Source organism: Amycolatopsis sp. ATCC 39116 (assembly GCF_000231075.2).
Taxonomy (GTDB): domain Bacteria; phylum Actinomycetota; class Actinomycetes; order Mycobacteriales; family Pseudonocardiaceae; genus Amycolatopsis_E; species Amycolatopsis_E tucumanensis.
In genome coordinates this window covers 78,819-97,007 of the sequence record NZ_AFWY03000013.1, presented here as the reverse complement: position 1 = coordinate 97,007, position 18,189 = coordinate 78,819, and the positions used below count along the sequence as shown (strand labels likewise).

Genomic DNA, 18,189 nt, shown 5'->3' with positions numbered 1-18,189 from the left:
CGCCCGAGGAGAACTGCCATGCCGGAACGCCGTGTCGTCGTCGGGTCCACCGTTGGCCTGCACGCCCGTCCCGCCGCCCTGTTCGTCAAGGCCGCCGCCGCGCAGCCGGTGCCGGTGAGCATCGGCAAGGACGGCGCCGACCCCGTCGACGCCCGCAGCATCCTGTCCGTGCTCGGCCTCGGCGCCCGGGGCGGGGACGAGGTCGTGCTCAGCGCCGACGGTCCGCAGGCCGAGCAGGCGCTCGACGAGCTGGCCGCGATCGTGGCGGCGAACCACGATGGGTGAGGTCGTCCTCCGCCCGGTGACCGGGATCGGCGTCAGCCCGGGCGTCGCGCACGGCCCGGTCGCCCGGCTCGCCGAACCACCGCGGCTGCCGGAGGCGGACGCGCCGGAAGCCGACGTGCCCGCCGCCGTGGAGCGGGCGCGTGCGGCGCTGGCCGAGGTGGCCGCGTTCCTCGACGAACGCTCGGCCCAGGCCGGTGGTGCGGCCGCGGACGTCCTGCTGGCGCAGTCGATGATGGTCGCCGATCCCGCGCTGGTGGACCGGATCCGGGCGCGTCTGGAGGACGGACGCGGCTTGGCGCACGCGGTCGCCGACGCGTTCGCCGGGTTCCGCGACGCGCTCACCGCGGCCGGCGGTTACCTCGCCGAGCGGGCCGCCGACGTCGACGACCTGCGGGACCGCACCGTGGCGCGGATCCTCGGCGTCCCGATGCCCGGCGTGCCCGACCCCGGTCATCCGTTCGTCCTGGTCGCACGGGACCTCGCGCCGGCCGACACCGCGGTGCTCGACGCGGCCCAGGTGCGCGCGATCGTCACCGAGCTGGGCGGGCCCACCAGCCACACGGCGATCCTGGCGAAATCGCTGGGCATCCCCGCGGTCGTGGCTTGTGCCGGTGCGGCATCGCTGACCGACGGGACGCCGGTGCTCGTCCGCGGCGCGACGGGGGAGGTGGTCGTCGACCCGCCGGACTCGCTCGTCGAGGCGGCGGAGGCCGAGGCGGCCGAGCACGCTGCCGCGCTGGCGGCCTCCAGCGGCCCGGGCCGGACCGCGGACGGCGTTCCGGTGGCGTTGCTGGTGAACGTCGGGGCGGCCCGTGACCTCGCGGCCGCGGCAGCCGTCGACTCGGAGGGCGTGGGCCTGCTGCGCACCGAGTTCCTGTACCTGGACCGGGCCGACGAGCCGTCGGTCGAGGAGCAGCAACGGAGCTATGCCGAGGTGTTCCAGGCGTTCGGCGGCCGCAAGGTCGTGGTGCGCACGCTCGACGCGGGGGCGGACAAGCCGCTCGCGTTCGTCGACCACGGCGACGAGCCCAACCCGGCGCTCGGTGTGCGCGGCCTGCGCCTGGCCCGGCGCCACCCGCGGATGCTGGCGGACCAGCTGACCGCGATCGCCGCCGCCCGCGACGCCAGCAGGGCCGACGTGTGGGTGATGGCGCCGATGGTGTCCACACCGGCGGAGGCCGCGGAGTTCGCCGCCGCCGCCCGAGCGCACGGGCTCCCGGTCGCCGGGACGATGGTCGAGGTGCCCGCGGCCGCGCTGCGGGCAGACGCGATCCTGGGCGCCTGCGACTTCGTCAGCATCGGCACCAACGACCTCGGCCAGTACACGTTCGCCGCCGACCGGATGGCCGGTGACCTGGCCGGCCTGCTCGACCCGTGGCAGCCCGCGCTGCTGGAGCTGGTCCGGCTGACGGGTGCGGCGGGCACCGCGGCGGGCAAACCGGTCGGTGTCTGCGGTGAGGCGGCGAGCGATCCGTTGCTGGCGCTGGTGCTGGTGGGTCTCGGGGTGACGAGCCTGTCGATGGCGCCGTCCGCGCTGCCCGCCGTCCGCCTCGCCCTCGCGGCCCACACCGCCGCCGAATGCGCGGAGCTCGCGCAGCTCGCCCTGTCCGCCCCGGACGCGGCGAGCGCCCGGGAGCGGGTCGCCGCCGCGGCCGGGGCCGGGTGAGGCCCGCGGCACACGTCGCGAGCGGGAATAGCGCGCCCCGGTCCGGGAGTTACGTCGGAGCATGAAGTTCGGGATCTCGACGTTCGTCACCGACGAAGGCATCCGGCCGGGCGCGCTCGGCCGCGCGCTGGAGGAGCGCGGGTTCGATTCACTGCTGCTCGCCGAGCATTCGCACATCCCGGTCAGCCGGGAAAGCCCCTATCCGGGCGGCGGTGAGCTGCCCCGCGTCTACTACCGCACGCTGGACCCGTTCGTGGCGCTGACCGCGGCCGCGGCGGAGACCCGCGACCTGCTGCTCTTCACCGGTGTCGCCCTGCTGGTGCAGCGCGACGTCATCCACACCGCCAAGGAGGTCGCGAGCCTCGACCTGCTCTCCGGCGGCCGCGTCGCCTTCGGTGTCGGCGTGGGCTGGAACCGCGAGGAGATGCGCAACCACGGCACCGAGCCGCGCACCCGCGGCGCCCTGATCGACGAGCAGATCCAGGCGCTCAAGGCGATCTGGACGCAGGACGAGGCCGAGTTCCACGGCAAGCACGTCGACTTCGACCCGATCTGGCAGTGGCCCAAGCCGGTGCAGCGCCCGCACCCGCCGATCTACGTGGGCGGTGAGAGCGAGGCCGCGCTCACCCGGCTCCTCAACCACGCCGACGGCTGGATGCCGCGGTCGCACACCCCGCCGGAGGAGATCAAGCGCGTCCGCGCGTGGCTGGCCGAGCAGGGCCGCCCCGACGTCCCGTTCACCGTCTTCGGCGCCGGCCGCAGCGAGGAGGCGCTGGCCGGGTACGCCGAGGCCGGGGTGGAGCGCGTGACGTTCATGCTCGGCACCCGCCCCGAATCGGAGACGCTCACCAAGCTGGACGAGCTCGCCGCCCTCGCGGAGGGCTACCGGTGAAACTGGGGATTTCGACGTTCGTCACCGACGAGACCGCCCGGCCGGACGTCCTGGCGAAGGCGGTCGAGGACCGCGGGTTCGACGCCTTGTTCGTCGCGGAGCACTCGCACATCCCGGTCAGCCGGGAGACCGCGTACCCGGCCGGCGGCGAGATGGCGCGGGCCTACTACCGCGCGCTCGACCCGTTCGTCGCGCTGACCGCGGCGGCCGCCGCGACCACGACGCTCAAGCTGGGCACCGGCATCACGCTGCTGATCCAGCGGGACGTCCTGCACACCGCGAAGTCCGTGGCGAGCCTCGACCTGTTGTCCGGCGGGCGTTTCCTGTTCGGGGTGGGCGTCGGCTGGAACCGCGAGGAGATGCGCAACCACGGCACGGACCCGCGCACCCGCGGCGCGCTGCTGGACGAGCAGATCCAGGCACTCCGGACATTGTGGACGAACGACGAGGCCGAGTTCCACGGCGTGCACGTGGATTTCGACCCGGTGTTCCAGTGGCCCAAGCCCGCGCGTGCGGTGCCGGTCTACATCGGCGGCAACAGCACCGCGGCGCTGGACCGCGCGAAGCGGCTGGAAGCGGGCTGGCTGCCCAACGCCCTGCGCGATCCGGAAGCGGCCGCGGCGCAGGTGGCGCAGGCCGGATCGGTTCCGGTGACCGCGACGTCCGCGCCGCCGGACCCGGCGCTGCTCGACGCCTACGCCGAGGCCGGAGCCGAGCGCGTCACGCTGGGCCTGCCCGCCGCGTCGGAGGGCGACACCCTGCGCAGGCTGGACGCGCTGGCCGCGCTCGTGCCGCGCGTCAGCTGACCAGCGGCAGCAGGGCTGCGGTGCCGGCGGTGAGCGCCATCGGCAGGGTGCGGTAGTAGCGGGACGGCGCCGCGATCAGGACGACCACGACGTACCTGGCGTCGGCGCCGAGCAGGCCCGTCGTGTTGTACACCGCCTCCGAACCGCTGGTGCCCCAGCCCTGCTTGATCGCCCACGTCGTGCCGGGAAGCCCGTCCGGGATCCCGAAGTACTGGTCCGTGCCGTCCGAGCCGTGTTCGGAGGCGTGGTACATCGCGTCGTAGAGCAGGTCGCGGCTGGCCTGCGGCAGCTCGTCCTCGATGTAGTTGTAGACCTTGACCACGTCCGCGGCGGTGATCTTCGTCGATCCCCACTGGCCTGCCGACGACGGCGGCTCGGTGCCGGTCAGCCCGATCAGCTTGGCCATGCGGGTCACGATGCCGGTGCCGCCGTGGGCGACCCACAGGCTGCTGGCGATGCCGTCGTCGCTGGCGGTGATCATCCTGGTCAGCTGGGTCTGCGTGCTGCCCGCCGGCAGGGCCCACCCGCTCGCCCGCAGCACGTCCAGCGCGATCAGCAGCTTGACCACGGACATCGAGTAGAACTGCCGGTCGGCGTTGAGCTGCGTCAGGACGACGCCGGTCTGCCGGTCGTACACCTCGACCCCGACCTCTGCGCTCGCCACCCTCGCCTGCGCGAGGTCCTGGACCCGCCTGGCGACGGTGTCGTCCTCCGCCGGCTCCGACTCCGGCGGGATGTCCCCGGCGGGTGCCGGGTCGGCCTGGGTGGCCGGCGGCGTCGACGGCTCCGGGGTGGTCGTCGACGTCACCGGGGCGCTCACCTGCACGACCGGGCTCGCCGAGGACGCCCGCGGCTGGTGCTGGACCGTGAAGATCAGCATGGTCACGGCGCCGAACACCGCGGCCGGGAGCACGACCTTGCCGGCCGTCCTGCTTCTCATGACCACACAAACGCGGCCATGATCGCGGCTTGTTGCAGCCGGATCCCGGATTTCGGTGATCTACAGGGAATTCACAGCGGGTTGCCAGGGAGTTCCCAACTACCGCGACGGATCGCGACCGATCGGTGTCAGCGCGTGTTGTTGTCCAGCAGCAGGTGCACCGACAGCTCCAGCCGGTTGGCGACGTCGGCGGCGGACGCGCGGCGGGTGACCCACGCGACCAGGTTCGCCATCCACACGTCGGCGATGAGGTGGAAGACCGCGCGGTCGTGCTCGGTCGGCTCCTCGATGCCCATGGCGCGCGCGAACATGCTCTCCAGCAGCCTGCCGACCTGCTCGACCTCGGCGGCGGCCGTGGTGTCGGCGAACATGAACGCCCGGACCATCGCCTCGGTCAGGTGCGGGTCGCGCTGCATCAGCCGGGTGTTGCGGCTGAGCACGAAGATGAGCCGCTCGCTCGGCGTGTCGCCCGGGATGCTCGTCCGCTGCAGCTTCTCGTGCGCGCGCTCGAACTCCCTGGCCAGGCCGGAGACCAGCAGGTGGATCTTCGACGGGAAGTAGCGGTAGAGGGTGCCCAGCGCGACGTCGGCCTTCTCGGCCACGGCCCGCATCTGGACGGCGTCGTACCCGCCCTTGGACGCCAGCGCCAGGGTCGCGTCGATGATGCGCCGTCGCCGGTCCCGCTGCGCGGCGGAACCGAGCTCGTCGCTGGACAACGCGCTCATCCCGTTCTTCGGTTGGGTGGACGTCTTCGCTTTGGCGGCCATCGGCACCTGCTCCGGAACTTGTTTCAGTTTCACTCCACAGCTTACCGGCCCGCCTCCTGATCTCGCGCATCGAGTGGATCTGGCCACAAAACTGAAACACGTTCTATAGTGAGCCGCATGTCAGTCCTCACCGCGGAGCAGCGCGAGCTCGCCGGGACGATCCGCTCCGGCGCCAGGAGCCGGGACGACCTGACCGCCATCGGCGTGTTCGGCATCGGGGTGCCGGAGGACCTGGGCGGCGCGGGCGGGACGGTCGCCGACGCCGCCGTGGCCGTCGAGGAGGCCGCGGCCGCGCTCGTGCCGGGGCCGGTGCTCGGGACCGTGCTGGCGGCGCTGGTGCTGGGGCGACGCGGCGGGTCTCCGGCGGCGAAGGAGCTGCTCTCGGCGTTCGCGGACGGCTCCGCGAGCGCGGGCGTGGCGTTGTCGCCGGACGGGCCGGTGCTCGACGCGGACGCCACCCACCTGCTGGTGGCCGACGGCGACACGTGGAGCGTGCGGGAGCGGGGTGCGGAAGCCGTCGAGTCGTTCGACCTGTCCCGCTCGTTCGGGCGGGTGCCAGACGGTGACGGCACCGTGTTCGAGGGTGCCGAGCTGCGGGTTTTCGCGGCGACGCTGGCCGCGGCGGAGGCGGCCGGGATCGCGCGCTGGTGCGTGGCGACGGCGTCGGAGCACGCGAAGGTGCGCGAGCAGTTCGGCCGGCCGATCGGGTCGTTCCAGGCGGTCAAGCACCTGTGCGCGGAGATGCTGTGCCGGGCCGAGCTGGCCGGGGCGCTGGCGTGGGACGCGGCCCGGGCTGCCGGCGAGTCGCCGGAGCAGCACGAGTTCGCGGCGGCGGTGGCGGCCGCCGGGACGCTCGACGCGGCGGTGGACACCGCCAAGGACTGCATCCAGGTCCTCGGCGGGATCGGGTTCACCTGGGAGCACGACGCGCACCGGTACCTGCGGCGCGCCGTGGCGTTGCGGCAGTGGCTGGGCGGTTCGGCCGGGTGGCGCCGTTCGGCGGCTTCGCTCGCCCTGGCCGGGGTGCGGCGGGAGCTGGGGGTCGACCTGTCGGAGCACTTCGACCCGGCCGTGCGGGCGACGGTGGCGGAGATCGCCGCGCTGCCCGAGGGGGAACGTCGCGAGCGGCTGGCGACGAGTGGCTACCTGATGCCGCACTGGCCCGCGCCCTACGGGCTGGACGCGACGCCGGCGCGGCAACTGGTCATCGATGCCGAACTGGCGCGCGCGGGGGTGACGCGGCCCGATCTGGTGATCGGCGCCTGGGCGGTGCCGACCATCCTGGAGCACGGCACGGACGAGCAGCGGCAGCGGTTCGTGATGCCGACACTGCGTGGTGAGCTGACCTGGTGCCAGTTGTTCAGCGAGCCAGGGGCAGGCTCCGACCTGGCTTCGCTGCGGACGCGGGCGACCGAAGTGGACGGTGGGTTCGTGTTGTCCGGGCAGAAGGTCTGGACGTCGCTCGCGCGGGAGGCGGACTGGGCGATCTGCCTCGCGCGCACCGATCCGGACGCGCCCAAGCACAAGGGCATCACCTACTTCCTGGTCGACATGTCGTCACCCGGGATCGACGTCCGCCCGCTGCGCGAGATCACCGGGGTGGAGCGGTTCAACGAGGTCTTCCTCGACGACGTGTTCGTGCCGTCGGCGAACGTGGTCGGCGAGGTGAACGGCGGCTGGCGCCTGGCACGGACGACGCTGGCGAACGAACGCGTGGCGATGAGCGGCGGCTCGTCGGTGGGGGAGGCGGTGGAGTCGCTGCTGGCGGCGGTGCGTGAGCCGGATCCGGCGGTGCTGGAACGGCTCGGTGCGCTGGTGGCCGAGGGTTCGGCGTGCGCTCTGCTCGACCTGCGGTCGACGCTGCGGCGCCTGGCCGGGCAGGACCCGGGGGCGGAGTCGAGCGTGCGGAAGCTGATCGGCGTGCGGCACCGGCAGGCCGCGACGGAGGCGGCGCTGGAGCTGCTGGGGCCGCCGGGTGTCCTGGTGACCGACGAGACGTCGGCGGCGCAACACGAGTTCCTGCTGACGCGCTGCCTGAGCATCGCCGGCGGCACGACGCAGATCCTGCTGTCGGTGGCGGCGGAACGCCTGCTGGGGCTGCCGCGCTCCTGAAACTGTCGGTGGTCCCGCCTAGGGTGATCACCGTGGAATGGACCGAGACGACCAGGGCGATCTTCGTGCCCTCGGACCCGCCCCGGGACGGCGTGCTCGCCGTCTGGGGCGACGAGCCGGGGCCGACGCCGGTCGAGCTCGTGCTGCCCGCGGGCGCCGGGAAGTCCTTCCGCCGCGCCAAGGTGGACGCGCACGTCCTCCCGCTGGCCGACGCCATCCCGCGCCTGCTCGCCGTGACCGATGCCGGCCCATCGCTGGCTGCCTGGTCCGCCGCCGTCTCCGCGGGGGTGGACCTCGTCGAGCGCGGCCGGTTCCGATCCGCCGGGTCATCGTCCGAAGTGGACTCCTGGCGCGCCGGGCCGCTCGACGCCGCCGACGAGGACCTCCTGCGCGACCTGGCCGCCGCGTTGCCGCCCGAGGCGCACGCCCTCCCGCTGTCCGGCCTCAAACGCATCCGGCTGCACTCGCCGGAGACGCTGGTGCGCGCGCTGTGGGACGCCACCGCCGACGTGCTCGTCCGCGGTCCCGCCGACGGGCTCGGCGCGCAGCTCCAGCTCCGCGTCGAGGTGCGCGAGACCGACGACGGCTTCGCGTTCGCCGGAGTCGTCGCCCTGCGCAGTTCCGCCGACCCCAGCCTGGTCGTCGACGCGGCGTCGTTGTGGAACGCGCCAAGCGCTGTCCGGTCCCGTTTCGGCGAGCAGGTCGAGGCCCAGCTGCTCGCCGGTCTCCGGCGCGGCGCCCGCGCGTGGGCCCCGCTCGGCCGCGTGCTCGGGGCCTCCGGCGAGCTGCTCTTGGACGATGACGAAGTCGTCGAACTGCTCGACGGCGGGTCCGCGGCGCTCGCCGCCGCCGGGGTCGAGGTGCTGTGGCCGCGCGGCATGGCAGGCGAACCGGTGCGGGCCAAGGCGAGCGTCACGCCGTCCCCGGGGAGCGAGGGCGGCGGCGTGTTCCGGCTGACCGACCTGCTGCGGTTCCGCTGGCAGCTCAGCCTGGGCGGCGAAACCCTCACCGAGGCCGAGGTCGCCGCGCTGGCCGAGGCCAAGCGGCCGCTGGTGCGGCTGCGCGGGCAGTGGGTGCGCGCCGACCCGTTCCTCTCCGCCCGCCTGCGCCGGGCGAGCCGCAGCGTGACGGGCGCGCAGGCACTGGCCGCGGCCCTCACCGGCGAGCTGGAGGTCGACGACGAGCAGCTGGCCTTCGCCGCCCCGCCCGCGCTCGACGGTCTCGTGGAGCGGTTGCGTGCCCCCGCCGGTCCGGTCGAGCCGGCCACCGACCTGCAGGCCACGCTGCGGCCCTACCAGCGCGCCGGGTTGTCCTGGCTGTCCCGGATGACCGAGCTGGGGCTCGGCGGGATCCTCGCCGACGACATGGGCCTCGGCAAGACGATCCAGCTCATCGCGTTGCACCTGCACCGCCGGACGCAGCAGGCCGGGCCGACACTGGTGCTGTGCCCCACCTCGCTGCTGGGCAACTGGGAGCGCGAGTTCGCCCGGTTCGCGCCGAAGGTGCCGGTGCGGCGCTTCCACGGCGGGCGGCGGCACCTGGACGACCTGGAGCCGGACGAGGTCGTGCTCGCCACGTACGGGGTGCTGCGCCGCGACCGGGCCACGCTGTCCGAAGTGGACTGGGGGCTGGTCGCGGCGGACGAGGCGCAGCACGTCAAGAACCCCCTGTCGGCGACGGCCAGGGAACTGCGCCGGATCCCGGCCGCGGCGCGGGTCGCGCTGACCGGGACGCCGGTGGAGAACCGGCTCACCGAGCTGTGGTCCATCCTGGACTGGACGACGCCCGGCCTGCTCGGCACGCTCGACCACTTCCGCCGCACGATCGCGCGCCCGGTCGAACGTGATCGCGATCCCGACAGCGTCGAGCGCCTCGCGGCGACGGTGCGGCCGTTCCTGTTGCGGCGGCGCAAGACCGATCCGGACATCGCGCCGGAACTGCCGAGCAAGACCGAGACCGACCGGTACGTGCCGCTGACCGCCGAGCAGGCCACCCTGTACGAGGCGGTGGTGCGGGAGAACCTGGCGAAGATCCGCGAGTCGCGGGGCGTGCAGCGGCGCGGCCAGGTGCTCAAGCTGCTCACCGAGCTGAAGCAGATCTGCAACCACCCCGCGCAGTACCTCAAGGAGAGCGGGCCGGTCGCCGGGCGGTCGGGCAAGCTCGCCGCGTTCGAGGAGCTGCTGGACGTGATCCTGGATGAGGGCGAGAGCGTGCTGGTGTTCAGCCAGTACGTGCAGCTGTGCCGGCTGCTGGAAACGCGGCTGACCGAGCGGGGGCTGCCGGTGCAGCTGCTGTCCGGCGCCGACCCGGCGCGGCAGCGGGACGAGATGGTGGCGCGGTTCCAGCGCGGTGACGCGCCGGTGTTCCTGCTGTCGCTCAAGGCCGGGGGCGTGGGGCTGAACCTCACCCGCGCCACCCACGTCATCCACTACGACCGGTGGTGGAACCCGGCGGTCGAGGACCAGGCGACCGACCGCGCGCACCGGATCGGGCAGGACCGGCCGGTGCAGGTCCACCGGCTCATCGCGGAGGGCACGCTGGAGGAACGGATCGCCACGGTGCTCGCCGAGAAGCGCGGCCTGGCCGAAGCCGTGGTCGGCGCGGGGGAGGACTGGATCACCGACCTGACCGACGACGAGCTCACGGCGCTCGTGCAACTGGGACGGCCAGGATGACGGGCGAACACGGGGGAGGGGGCGCACACCAGAGGGAGCCGGAGAGCAGGTGAGCGAGGGCATGGGCTCGTCACCTGGGGCCCGCGCGAGGCGGTGGGCCGTCCACTCGCGCCGATTCGCCGTTGGCCGACGCCGGGCGAGATTTCCGCAGGCCGGGGCCTCACCCGCGCTGGTCGCGCAACCAGCGGAGGTACGTCCAGTCCAGGAAGCGCTCCACGCCGCGCACCACGTGCGCCGACCGGATCGACGGGAACACGTCGAACGCGTGCTGCGCGCCCGGCAGTTCGGCGTACGCCACCGGCTGCTCGGACGTCTCCCGCAGGCGGCGGACGAACTCCCGCGCCTCGCGGACCGGCACCAGCGAGTCGTGCGCCCCGTGGATCACGAAGAACGGCGGCGCCTTCTCGGTGATCCGGTCCAGCGGCGACGCGGCGATGTAGTCGTCCAGGAACCGCACCGGGTCCTTGCCCACCACGTACCTGGCCAGCAGCCCGTGCAGCCGCTGCTTGCTCGCCGTCGAACCGCTCGTCGCGGCGAAGTCGTACACGCCGTAGTGCGGGGCGCACGCCTGCACGGACGTGTCGGCGTCGGCGAAACCCGGCTGCAGGCCGGCGTCGTTCGGGGTCAGCGCCAGCAGCGCGGCCAGGTGACCGCCCGCCGAACCACCCGTCGCGGCCAGGAACGACGGGTCACCCCCGTAGTCATGGATGTGCTCCCGGATCCACGCCACCGCCCGCTTCACGCCGACGATGTGGTCCGGCCAGTGCGCCTTGGGCGACAGCGGGTAGTTCACCGCAACGCACACCCACCCGCGCTGCGCCATGTGCAGCATCAACGGGATGCCCTGGTGGTCCTTGCTGTCGATCATCCACGCGCCACCGTGGATCTGCAGCAGCACCGGCCGCCCCTCGACCGGCTCCCGCGGCCGGTAGATGTCCATCAGGAACCGCTTGCCGCCCGGCGCGTACGCCAGGTTGCGGTCCCGTCGCACGTCCGGGTTGCGCATCCGGAACGGCAGCACCAGCTGACCCCACGGCGTCGCCAGGTCCTTCGCGTCCGGCGGCCGCGACAGGTCCGCCACGTACTTCGGCCCGAGCGCCTCGGCCAGCGCGTCCTCGACCGCGCCCCGCGCCCGCTGCGACGTGACGATCAGCGACCCCAGCCCGGCGGCCGACGCCGCGGCCAGGCCGAGGCCGACCCGGTCTTGCACGGACCGCGCCCCGTGCCGCGCCAGGTGCGCCGCCGTGTCGGCCGCGGTCAGCGCGAGCAGGTGCGGCGCCAGCTCACTGGTCAGCCACCCCGCGAAGAACGCGGGCACCGAGGCGCGCACCCCCGGCACCGGGCGAAGGGCGTTCGCGGTCAGGGCGAGCTGGACCGCCCGGCGGGTGAGGAATCGGGGTCGCATACCCCGTGATCGTAGTCAGTTTCGCCTACCCTGGGAGGGTGCGACCGCTGTCTGGACTCGACGCCAGTTTCCTGTACCTGGAAACGTCTTCGCAGGTGCTGCACGTGTGCGGGCTGCTCACCCTGGACGGATCGACCATACCGGGCGGATATCGCTTCCCCGAGTTCAAGCGGCGGCTCGCCGAGCGCATCGCCGCGATCCCGGAGTTCCGCCGGAAACTGCACAATTCGCCGCTGAACTTCCTGCACCCGGTGTGGGTGGAGGACGAGGCGTTCGACATCGACCACCACCTGCACCGCGTCGCCGTGCCCGCGCCGGGCGACCGCGAGACGCTGGCCGAGCTGTGCGCCCACTTCGCCGGCCAGCCGCTCAACCGCGGCCGCCCGCTGTGGGAGCTGTACGTGATCGAGGGGCTGCCCGGCGACGGTGTCGCGGTGATGTTCAAGATGCACCACGCGACCGTCGACGGCGTCGGCGGCGCGAACCTGATCGCCTACCTGGCAGGCACCGAACCGGGTGAACTTCCGCCGCTGCCCGAGCCCGAACCCAACCTCGCGCCGCCCTCGCACCTCGAACTGCTCAAGACCAGCGTCGGCGAGCTGGCGCGGCGGCCGGTGGAGCTGGCGAAGCTGCTGCCCGGCCTGGCGAGCATGGCGCCCCGCTGGGTCGGCCGCGCCCTGCGCCGCCAGGGCATGCCGGTGCCGTTCACCGCGCCGCGCACCTCGTTCAACTCCACCATCTCCAGCGTCCGCGCCATCGCCTACAGCACGGTCGAGCTGGACGACGTCAAGACCGTGAAGAACGCCTTCGGGGTGAAGGTGAACGACGTCGTCCTGGCGTTGTGCGCGGGCGCGCTGCGCCGCTACCTGGACGCGCGCGGCGAGCTGCCGAAGGACCCGCTGGTGGCGACCGTCCCGGTGTCGACGCTGGACCGCACCAGCCAGGAGGGCGACAGCAACAACAAGGTGTCCGCGTTCTTCGCGACCCTGCCCACCCACCTGCCGGAGGCCGCCGCCCGGGTCTACGCGGTCGCGGAGAGCAACCGGCAGGCCAAGGAGCACCACCACGAGATCGACGCGGACATGCTGCAGGACTGGGCCCAGTTCGCCGCGCCCGGCCTGTTCGGGCTCGCGGTGCGGGCCTACGCGGCGCTGCGGCTGGCCGACAAACACCCGGTGGTGCACAACCTGGTCGTCTCCAACGTGCCCGGCCCGCCGGTGCCGCTGTACTTCGTCGGCGCGCGGGTGACGGCCTTCTACCCGCTCGGCCCGGTGTTCCACGGCGCCGGGCTGAACGTGACCGTGCTGTCCTACGCCGGCAAGGTCGACATCGGGCTCCTCGCGGCGCGAGAACTCGTTCCAGATCTTTGGGCGCTGGCCGACGCGATGCGGGACGAGATGAAGGAACTGCTGGACGCGGCCTCGGCCCTTGCCTGAACGCGGCTCCTCGGCTAAGACTAGAACAGGTTTCAGTCTTGTAGCCGAGGAGCCGGTGTGGACTTCACCCTGGACGCGACCCGGGCCGAGATCGCCGCGCTGACCGCGGACGTCCTCGCCAGGGACCCCGAGCACGCCTGGCAGGCGCTGGCGAAGGCCGGGCTGCTCGCGCTCGCCCTGCCCGAGGACCTGGGCGGGGACGGGCTCGGCCCGGCCGAGGTCGCGGTGGTGCTGACCGAGGTCGGCCGGGCGGGCGTCCAGGTGCCCGCGCTCGCCGCACTCGCGCTGGGGGTGCTGCCGCTGAACCGGATGGGCAGCCCGGAGCAGCGCGCGCGGTGGCTGCCGGAGATCGCGTCGGGCGAGGTCGTCGTCACCGCCGCGCCGCACGAGCCGTCCAGGCCGTTCGCCGCGGAGCCCTCGACCGAGGCCGTCGCCGTGGACGGCGGCTGGGCGCTGACCGGCACGAAGACCCTGGTGCCGTCGCTGGCGCAGGCCGGGTGTGTGCTCGTGCCCGCGACGCTGCCGTGGGGACCGGGCGTGTTCCTCGTCGATCCGCGGACCGAGGGCGCGGAGGTGCACGGCACGTCGTTGCGGCTGTCCGGCGTCCGGGTGGGTGAGGCGGACCTGCTGCGCGACGGCTCGCTCGCGGACCTGCGCCGGTTCGCGCTCGCCGGCGCGGTGGCGCTCGGCGACGGCGCGGTGGCCGGAGCGCTGGCGCTGACCACCGGGCACGTGCGGCAGCGCGAGCAGTTCGGCCGTCCACTTGCGACGTTCCAGGCGGTGGCGCAGCAGATCGCGGACGTCTACATCGCCTCCCGCACGCTGCACCTGGCCGCGTTGTCCGCGGTGTGGCGGCTCGCCGAGGGGCTCGACGCGGACGAGGACCTGGCGGTCGCCGCGTACTGGCTCGCCGAGGAGGCGCCCAAGGCGCTCGCGGTGTGCCACCACCTGCACGGCGGTCTCGGCGTCGACATCACCTACCCGCTGCACCGCCACTACGGGCTGGTCAAGGAGCTCGCCGCGCTGACCGGCGGCGCGAGCGAGCGGCTGGACCGGCTCGGCGACCTGGTGGAGGCCTGATGCACATCGAACTGACCGCGCCGCAACGGAAACTGCGGGATGAGCTGCGCGAGTACTTCGCCGGGCTGATCACGCCGGAGGAGCGGCAGGCGCTGCTGCGCGAGCGGCACGGCGAGGTCTACCGCCGCATCGTGCGCCGCATGGGCAGCGACGGGCGGCTCGGAGTCGGTTGGCCCGAGGAGTACGGCGGCGGCGGGTTCGGCGACCTGGAGCAGCACATCTTCGCCGACGAGGCCGCGCGCGCCGACGTGCAGCTGCCGTCGGTGACGCTGCAGACCGTCGGGCCCACCCTGCAGGAGTACGGCACGCCCGAGCAGAAGGCGTTCTTCCTGCCGAAGATCCTCGCCGGGGAGGTGCACTTCGCGATCGGCTACACCGAGCCCGACGCGGGCACCGACCTCGCGTCCCTGCGCACCACCGCGGTCCGCGACGGCGATTCCTACCTGGTCAACGGGCAGAAGATCTTCACGACCGGCGGGCACGACGCCGACTACGTCTGGCTCGCGGTGCGCACCGACCCGGACGCGCCCAAGCACAAGGGCATCTCGATCCTGATCGTCGACACCGGCGACCCCGGCTACTCGTGGACGCCGATCATCACCTGCGACGGCGCGCACCACGTCAACGCCACGTACTACTCCGATGTCCGGGTCCCGGTGTCGATGCGGGTGGGCGAGGAGAACCAGGGCTGGAAGCTGATCACCACGCAGCTCAACCACGAGCGCGTCATGCTCGGCCCGGCCGGGCGGATCGGCGGGCTCTACGACCGGGTGCGGGCCTGGGCCGCGGAGCGCGATCTGCTCGGCGAGCCCGACGTGCGGCGGGCGCTGGGCGAGACGCTCGCCGTGGTGCGGATCAACGAGCTGCTCAACTGGCAGGTCGCGGCCGCGGAGCTGGACGTCGCGGACGCCTCGGCGACCAAGGTGTTCGGCTCGGACCGCATCCAGCGGGTGGCGCGGCTGGTCGAGGAGATCGTGGCCCGGCACGGGGATCTGTCCGATCCGGGCACCGCCGCGCTCGCCGAGTGGCTGGACGTGCTGGCGCGGCGCAACATCGTGCTCACTTTCGGGGGTGGCGTGAACGAGATCCAGCGCGAGCTGATCGCGACGGCCGGACTGGGATTGCCGAGGGTGCCGCGATGAGCGTCGAGGAGGCGGCCGCCCGGATCCGCGCGCAGGGCGAGTCGGCGCGCCGCCCGGCCCGTGATCCGGTGAACCAGGCGATGATCAACAACTGGGTCGAGGCGATCGGCGACGCCAACCCGCGGTACGCCGAGGGCGTCGCGCCGCCGGCCATGGTGCAGGTGTGGACGATGAACGGCCTGCACGGGCAGCGCGCGGCGGACGACCCGCTGGGCGCGATGATGGCCGTGCTCGACGAGGCCGGCTACACGTCGGTGGTCGCGACGAACTCCGAGCAGACCTACCACCGCTACCTGCGCGTCGGCGAGCACGTGTCGGCGTCGACGGCGCTGGAGTCGGTCGTGGGGCCGAAGCGGACCGCGCTGGGCGAGGGCTGGTTCGTCACCACCCGCACGTCCTGGTACGTCGGCGACGAACTGGTCGCCGAGATGCTGTTCCGGGTGCTGAAGTTCGCCCCGCCGCCCTCCGCGCGGGGCGCGCTGCGGCCGGTGATCAGCCGGGACACCGAGTTCTTCTGGGAGGGCGCGAAGGCCGGCGAGTTGCGGATCCAGCGCTGGGGCGACGTGCTGCGGCACCCGCCGGGGCCGATGCCGCCGGACGGCGACCTGGACGCGAAGCCGGACTGGGTGGTGGCGAGCGGGCGCGGCACGGTCTACAGCTACGTGGTGCACCACCGGCCCGCGGTGCCGGGCAAGCAGCTGCCGTTCGTGATCGCGCTGGTCGAGCTGGAGGAGGGGGTGCGGATGCTGGGCGAACTGGTCGGGGCCGATCCCGCGGAGGTCCACATCGGACTGCCGGTGACCGCGGCGTTCCTGAAGGTGGACGACGATCTGACGTTGCCGGCCTGGCGGGTGGCGCGATGACCGCCGCCGGAACCGAGCTGCCCGAGCTGGTCTTCGACGTCACGCCGACGTTCGTGATCAGCACCGCGCTGGCGACGCGGGACTTTCAGGACGTGCACCACGACCGGGACGCCGCGGTCGCGCGCGGGTCGAAGGACATCTTCCTCAACATCCTCACCGACACCGGGCTGGTGCAGCGGTTCGTGACGGACTGGGCGGGGCCGGACGCGCTGGTGAAGTCGATCAAGATCAAGCTGGGCGTGCCGTGCTATGCGGGGGACCGGTTGGTGTTCACCGGGCGGGTCGCGTCGGTTGAGGGGCGGGTCGCGGTCGTCGAGGTGACCGGGACCGGGCAGCTGGGGGCGCACGTGAGCGGGACGGTGACCGTGGAGCTGGCGGCATGACACTGTCGGGCAAGGCGGCGATCGCCGGGATCGGCGCGACGGAGTTCTCGAAGGACTCGGGACGCAGCGAGCTGCGGCTGGCGGCCGAGGCGGTGCGCGCGGCACTGGACGACGCCGGGTTGCGGCCGTCCGATGTGGACGGCCTGGTGTCGTTCACGATGGACGGCAACGCCGAGATCGCGGTGGCGCGGGAGCTGGGCATCCCGGAGCTGACGTTCTTCAGCCGGGTGCACTACGGCGGCGGCGCGGCGGCGGCGACGGTCCAGCAGGCGGCGATGGCGGTCGCGACCGGGGTGGCCGAGGTGGTGGTGGCGTACCGGGCGTTCAACGAGCGGTCCGGGCACCGGTTCGGGCAGGTGTCGTCCGCGGCGGCGGGGCAGGTGAACTCCTCCGGGGTGGACAACGCGTTCCACTATCCGATGGGGCTGGCCACGCCGGCGGCCACGGTGGCGATGGTGGCGCAGCGTTACTTGCACGAGTACGGCGCGTCGACCGAGGACTTCGGCCGGGTGGCGGTGCTGGACCGCAAGCACGCGGCGACGAACCCGGCGGCGTGGTTCCACGGCAAGCCGATCACGCTGGCGGAGCACCAGGCGTCGCGGTGGATCGCCGAACCGCTGCGGTTGCTGGACTGCTGCCAGGAGTCCGACGGCGGGGTCGCGCTGGTGATCACGAGTGCCGCGCGGGCCCGCGACCTGCGCCACCCGCCCGCGCTGATCGCCGCGGCGGCGCAGGGGAGCGGGCCGGACCAGTACATCATGACCAGCTACTACCGGGACGAGCTCGCGGGCCTGCCGGAGATGGGCGTGGTCGCGCGGCAGCTGTGGGCGCAGGCCGGGGCGGGCCCGTCCGACATGGACGTCGCGGTGCTCTACGACCACTTCACGCCGTACGTGCTGATGCAGCTGGAGGAGCTGGGGTTCTGCGGCCGCGGCGAGGCGCCCGGTTTCGTGGCGTCCGGAGCGCTCGAACTGGACGGCTCGCTGCCGCTGAACCCGCACGGCGGGCAGCTCGGCGAGGCGTACATCCACGGGATGAACGGCATCGCCGAGGGGGTCCGCCAGATCCGCGGCACGTCGTGCAACCAGGTGCCGTCGGTGTCGCACGTGCTGGTGACGGCCGGTACCGGCGTGCCGACCAGCGGGCTGGTGCTGGCTCAGTCGTAGCCGCGGATGAGGTGGCTCTCGTCGTCCACCAGGTCGGTGGTGTCGAACGTGGTGTCCTCGATGACGGATTGGTCGGTGATCGGTTCGGTGGCCGGCATCGTCCTTCGTCCTTTCCTGACGTCGCCTACTCTGTGTGGTTCCCGTCACAGAGGGGCCGAAACACCGGCGATTTTCAGTACCCGGGGACCGGAATCCAGGCGGGCCACCCGTCCGGGTAGCACGTGGGCTCCAGGCCGGGTGGGAAGACGAACAGTGGGATGTTCGCGACCCAATAGAGCCAGGTGACCAGCAGGACCACCACCAGCAGCACCACCGGCGTCCACCAGCCCAGGCGCGGCCGCAGCCGGTGGTGCAGCTCGCGCAGCCCCCACACGGCGAGCACCATGACGATCCAGTCGACCAGCAACGCGGGCCCAAGAACGAGTATCACGCCGGGCATGGGATTCGAGTGGCACGCCCGCGCGTACCACCACACGGCGTTCTGCGCCGCGAAGAACCACGCGAACCCGATGAGGGCATAGAGCACCGCGCGAAGGCACCCTCCCGCGCTTCCGCGGGCCGTGTCGGCAGG

At 73.1% G+C, this 18,189-nt stretch carries 16 protein-coding genes; 12 read left to right on the top strand and 4 right to left on the bottom strand.

Translation table 11 applies throughout. The features are described from left to right. Positions 1–18 precede the first annotated feature (18 nt). The 4 genes from AMY39116_RS0316840 (at position 19) to AMY39116_RS0316825 (ending at position 3,649) form a co-directional block, all read left to right on the top strand. Positions 19–285 carry an HPr family phosphocarrier protein gene (locus tag AMY39116_RS0316840; RefSeq protein WP_017983790.1) on the top strand — a complete coding sequence of 89 codons (267 nt, stop codon included), beginning with the start codon at positions 19–21 and terminating at the stop codon, positions 283–285. Next, on the top strand, positions 278–1,951 hold the full coding sequence (gene ptsP, locus AMY39116_RS0316835; RefSeq protein ID WP_020418801.1) for a phosphoenolpyruvate--protein phosphotransferase: 1,674 nt from the start codon (positions 278–280) through the stop codon (positions 1,949–1,951). Before AMY39116_RS0316840 ends, ptsP begins: the two co-directional genes overlap by 8 nt. A gap of 61 nt (positions 1,952–2,012) precedes the next feature. Beyond that, entirely contained in the window at positions 2,013–2,843 is an 831-nt protein-coding gene (locus AMY39116_RS0316830; RefSeq protein ID WP_020418800.1) for an LLM class F420-dependent oxidoreductase, read from the top strand. Then, complete coding sequence (locus AMY39116_RS0316825) at positions 2,840–3,649, top strand: LLM class F420-dependent oxidoreductase (RefSeq protein WP_020418799.1); 810 nt, start codon at positions 2,840–2,842, stop codon at positions 3,647–3,649. The genes AMY39116_RS0316830 and AMY39116_RS0316825 overlap by 4 nt, the downstream gene beginning before the upstream one ends. Here the strand turns inward: AMY39116_RS0316825 and AMY39116_RS0316820 are convergent. Both AMY39116_RS0316820 and kstR read right to left on the bottom strand, forming a co-directional pair. Beyond that, positions 3,642–4,589: a hypothetical protein gene (locus tag AMY39116_RS0316820; protein WP_235716150.1), complete on the bottom strand. Its 948-nt coding sequence runs from the start codon at positions 4,587–4,589 to the stop codon at positions 3,642–3,644. The genes AMY39116_RS0316825 and AMY39116_RS0316820 overlap by 8 nt on opposite strands. A gap of 128 nt (positions 4,590–4,717) precedes the next feature. Next, complete coding sequence (gene kstR / locus AMY39116_RS0316815) at positions 4,718–5,356, bottom strand: cholesterol catabolism transcriptional regulator KstR (RefSeq protein ID WP_020418797.1); 639 nt, start codon at positions 5,354–5,356, stop codon at positions 4,718–4,720. Positions 5,357–5,473: 117 nt separating this feature from the next. Between kstR and AMY39116_RS0316810 the strand changes: the two genes are divergently transcribed. Then, complete coding sequence (locus AMY39116_RS0316810; protein ID WP_020418796.1) at positions 5,474–7,468, top strand: acyl-CoA dehydrogenase; 1,995 nt, start codon at positions 5,474–5,476, stop codon at positions 7,466–7,468. A 23-nt stretch (positions 7,469–7,491) separates the two neighbouring features. Beyond that, entirely contained in the window at positions 7,492–10,143 is a 2,652-nt protein-coding gene (locus tag AMY39116_RS0316805; RefSeq protein ID WP_020418795.1) for a DEAD/DEAH box helicase, read from the top strand. 160 nt (positions 10,144–10,303) lie between these two features. Here AMY39116_RS0316805 and AMY39116_RS0316800 read toward each other — a convergent pair whose 3' ends face one another. After that, positions 10,304–11,548: an alpha/beta hydrolase gene (locus AMY39116_RS0316800; RefSeq protein ID WP_020418794.1), complete on the bottom strand. Its 1,245-nt coding sequence runs from the start codon at positions 11,546–11,548 to the stop codon at positions 10,304–10,306. 38 nt (positions 11,549–11,586) lie between these two features. Here AMY39116_RS0316800 and AMY39116_RS0316795 point away from each other — a divergent pair, with 38 nt between their 5' ends. The 6 genes from AMY39116_RS0316795 to AMY39116_RS0316770 are packed head-to-tail and all read left to right on the top strand — an operon-like array spanning position 11,587 to position 17,618. Then, positions 11,587–12,984, top strand: coding sequence for a wax ester/triacylglycerol synthase family O-acyltransferase (locus AMY39116_RS0316795; protein ID WP_027935986.1), 1,398 nt, complete (start codon positions 11,587–11,589; stop codon positions 12,982–12,984). A 57-nt stretch (positions 12,985–13,041) separates the two neighbouring features. After that, positions 13,042–14,064 (top strand): acyl-CoA dehydrogenase family protein, encoded by a 1,023-nt coding sequence (locus tag AMY39116_RS0316790; protein ID WP_020418792.1) that lies wholly within the window; start codon positions 13,042–13,044, stop codon positions 14,062–14,064. Beyond that, positions 14,064–15,206 (top strand): acyl-CoA dehydrogenase family protein, encoded by a 1,143-nt coding sequence (locus tag AMY39116_RS0316785; RefSeq protein ID WP_020418791.1) that lies wholly within the window; start codon positions 14,064–14,066, stop codon positions 15,204–15,206. The genes AMY39116_RS0316790 and AMY39116_RS0316785 overlap by 1 nt, the downstream gene beginning before the upstream one ends. Continuing rightward, complete coding sequence (locus AMY39116_RS0316780) at positions 15,203–16,069, top strand: bifunctional MaoC family dehydratase N-terminal/OB-fold nucleic acid binding domain-containing protein (RefSeq protein ID WP_020418790.1); 867 nt, start codon at positions 15,203–15,205, stop codon at positions 16,067–16,069. Before AMY39116_RS0316785 ends, AMY39116_RS0316780 begins: the two co-directional genes overlap by 4 nt. Then, positions 16,066–16,452, top strand: a complete 387-nt coding sequence (locus tag AMY39116_RS0316775; RefSeq protein WP_020418789.1) for a MaoC family dehydratase — start codon at positions 16,066–16,068, stop codon at positions 16,450–16,452. Before AMY39116_RS0316780 ends, AMY39116_RS0316775 begins: the two co-directional genes overlap by 4 nt. Beyond that, on the top strand, positions 16,449–17,618 hold the full coding sequence (locus AMY39116_RS0316770) for a lipid-transfer protein (RefSeq protein WP_020418788.1): 1,170 nt from the start codon (positions 16,449–16,451) through the stop codon (positions 17,616–17,618). Before AMY39116_RS0316775 ends, AMY39116_RS0316770 begins: the two co-directional genes overlap by 4 nt. A 172-nt stretch (positions 17,619–17,790) precedes the next feature. Here the strand turns inward: AMY39116_RS0316770 and AMY39116_RS0316760 are convergent, their stop codons facing one another. Then, positions 17,791–18,144 carry a hypothetical protein gene (locus AMY39116_RS0316760; protein ID WP_020418786.1) on the bottom strand — a complete coding sequence of 118 codons (354 nt, stop codon included), beginning with the start codon at positions 18,142–18,144 and terminating at the stop codon, positions 17,791–17,793. Positions 18,145–18,189 lie beyond the last annotated feature (45 nt).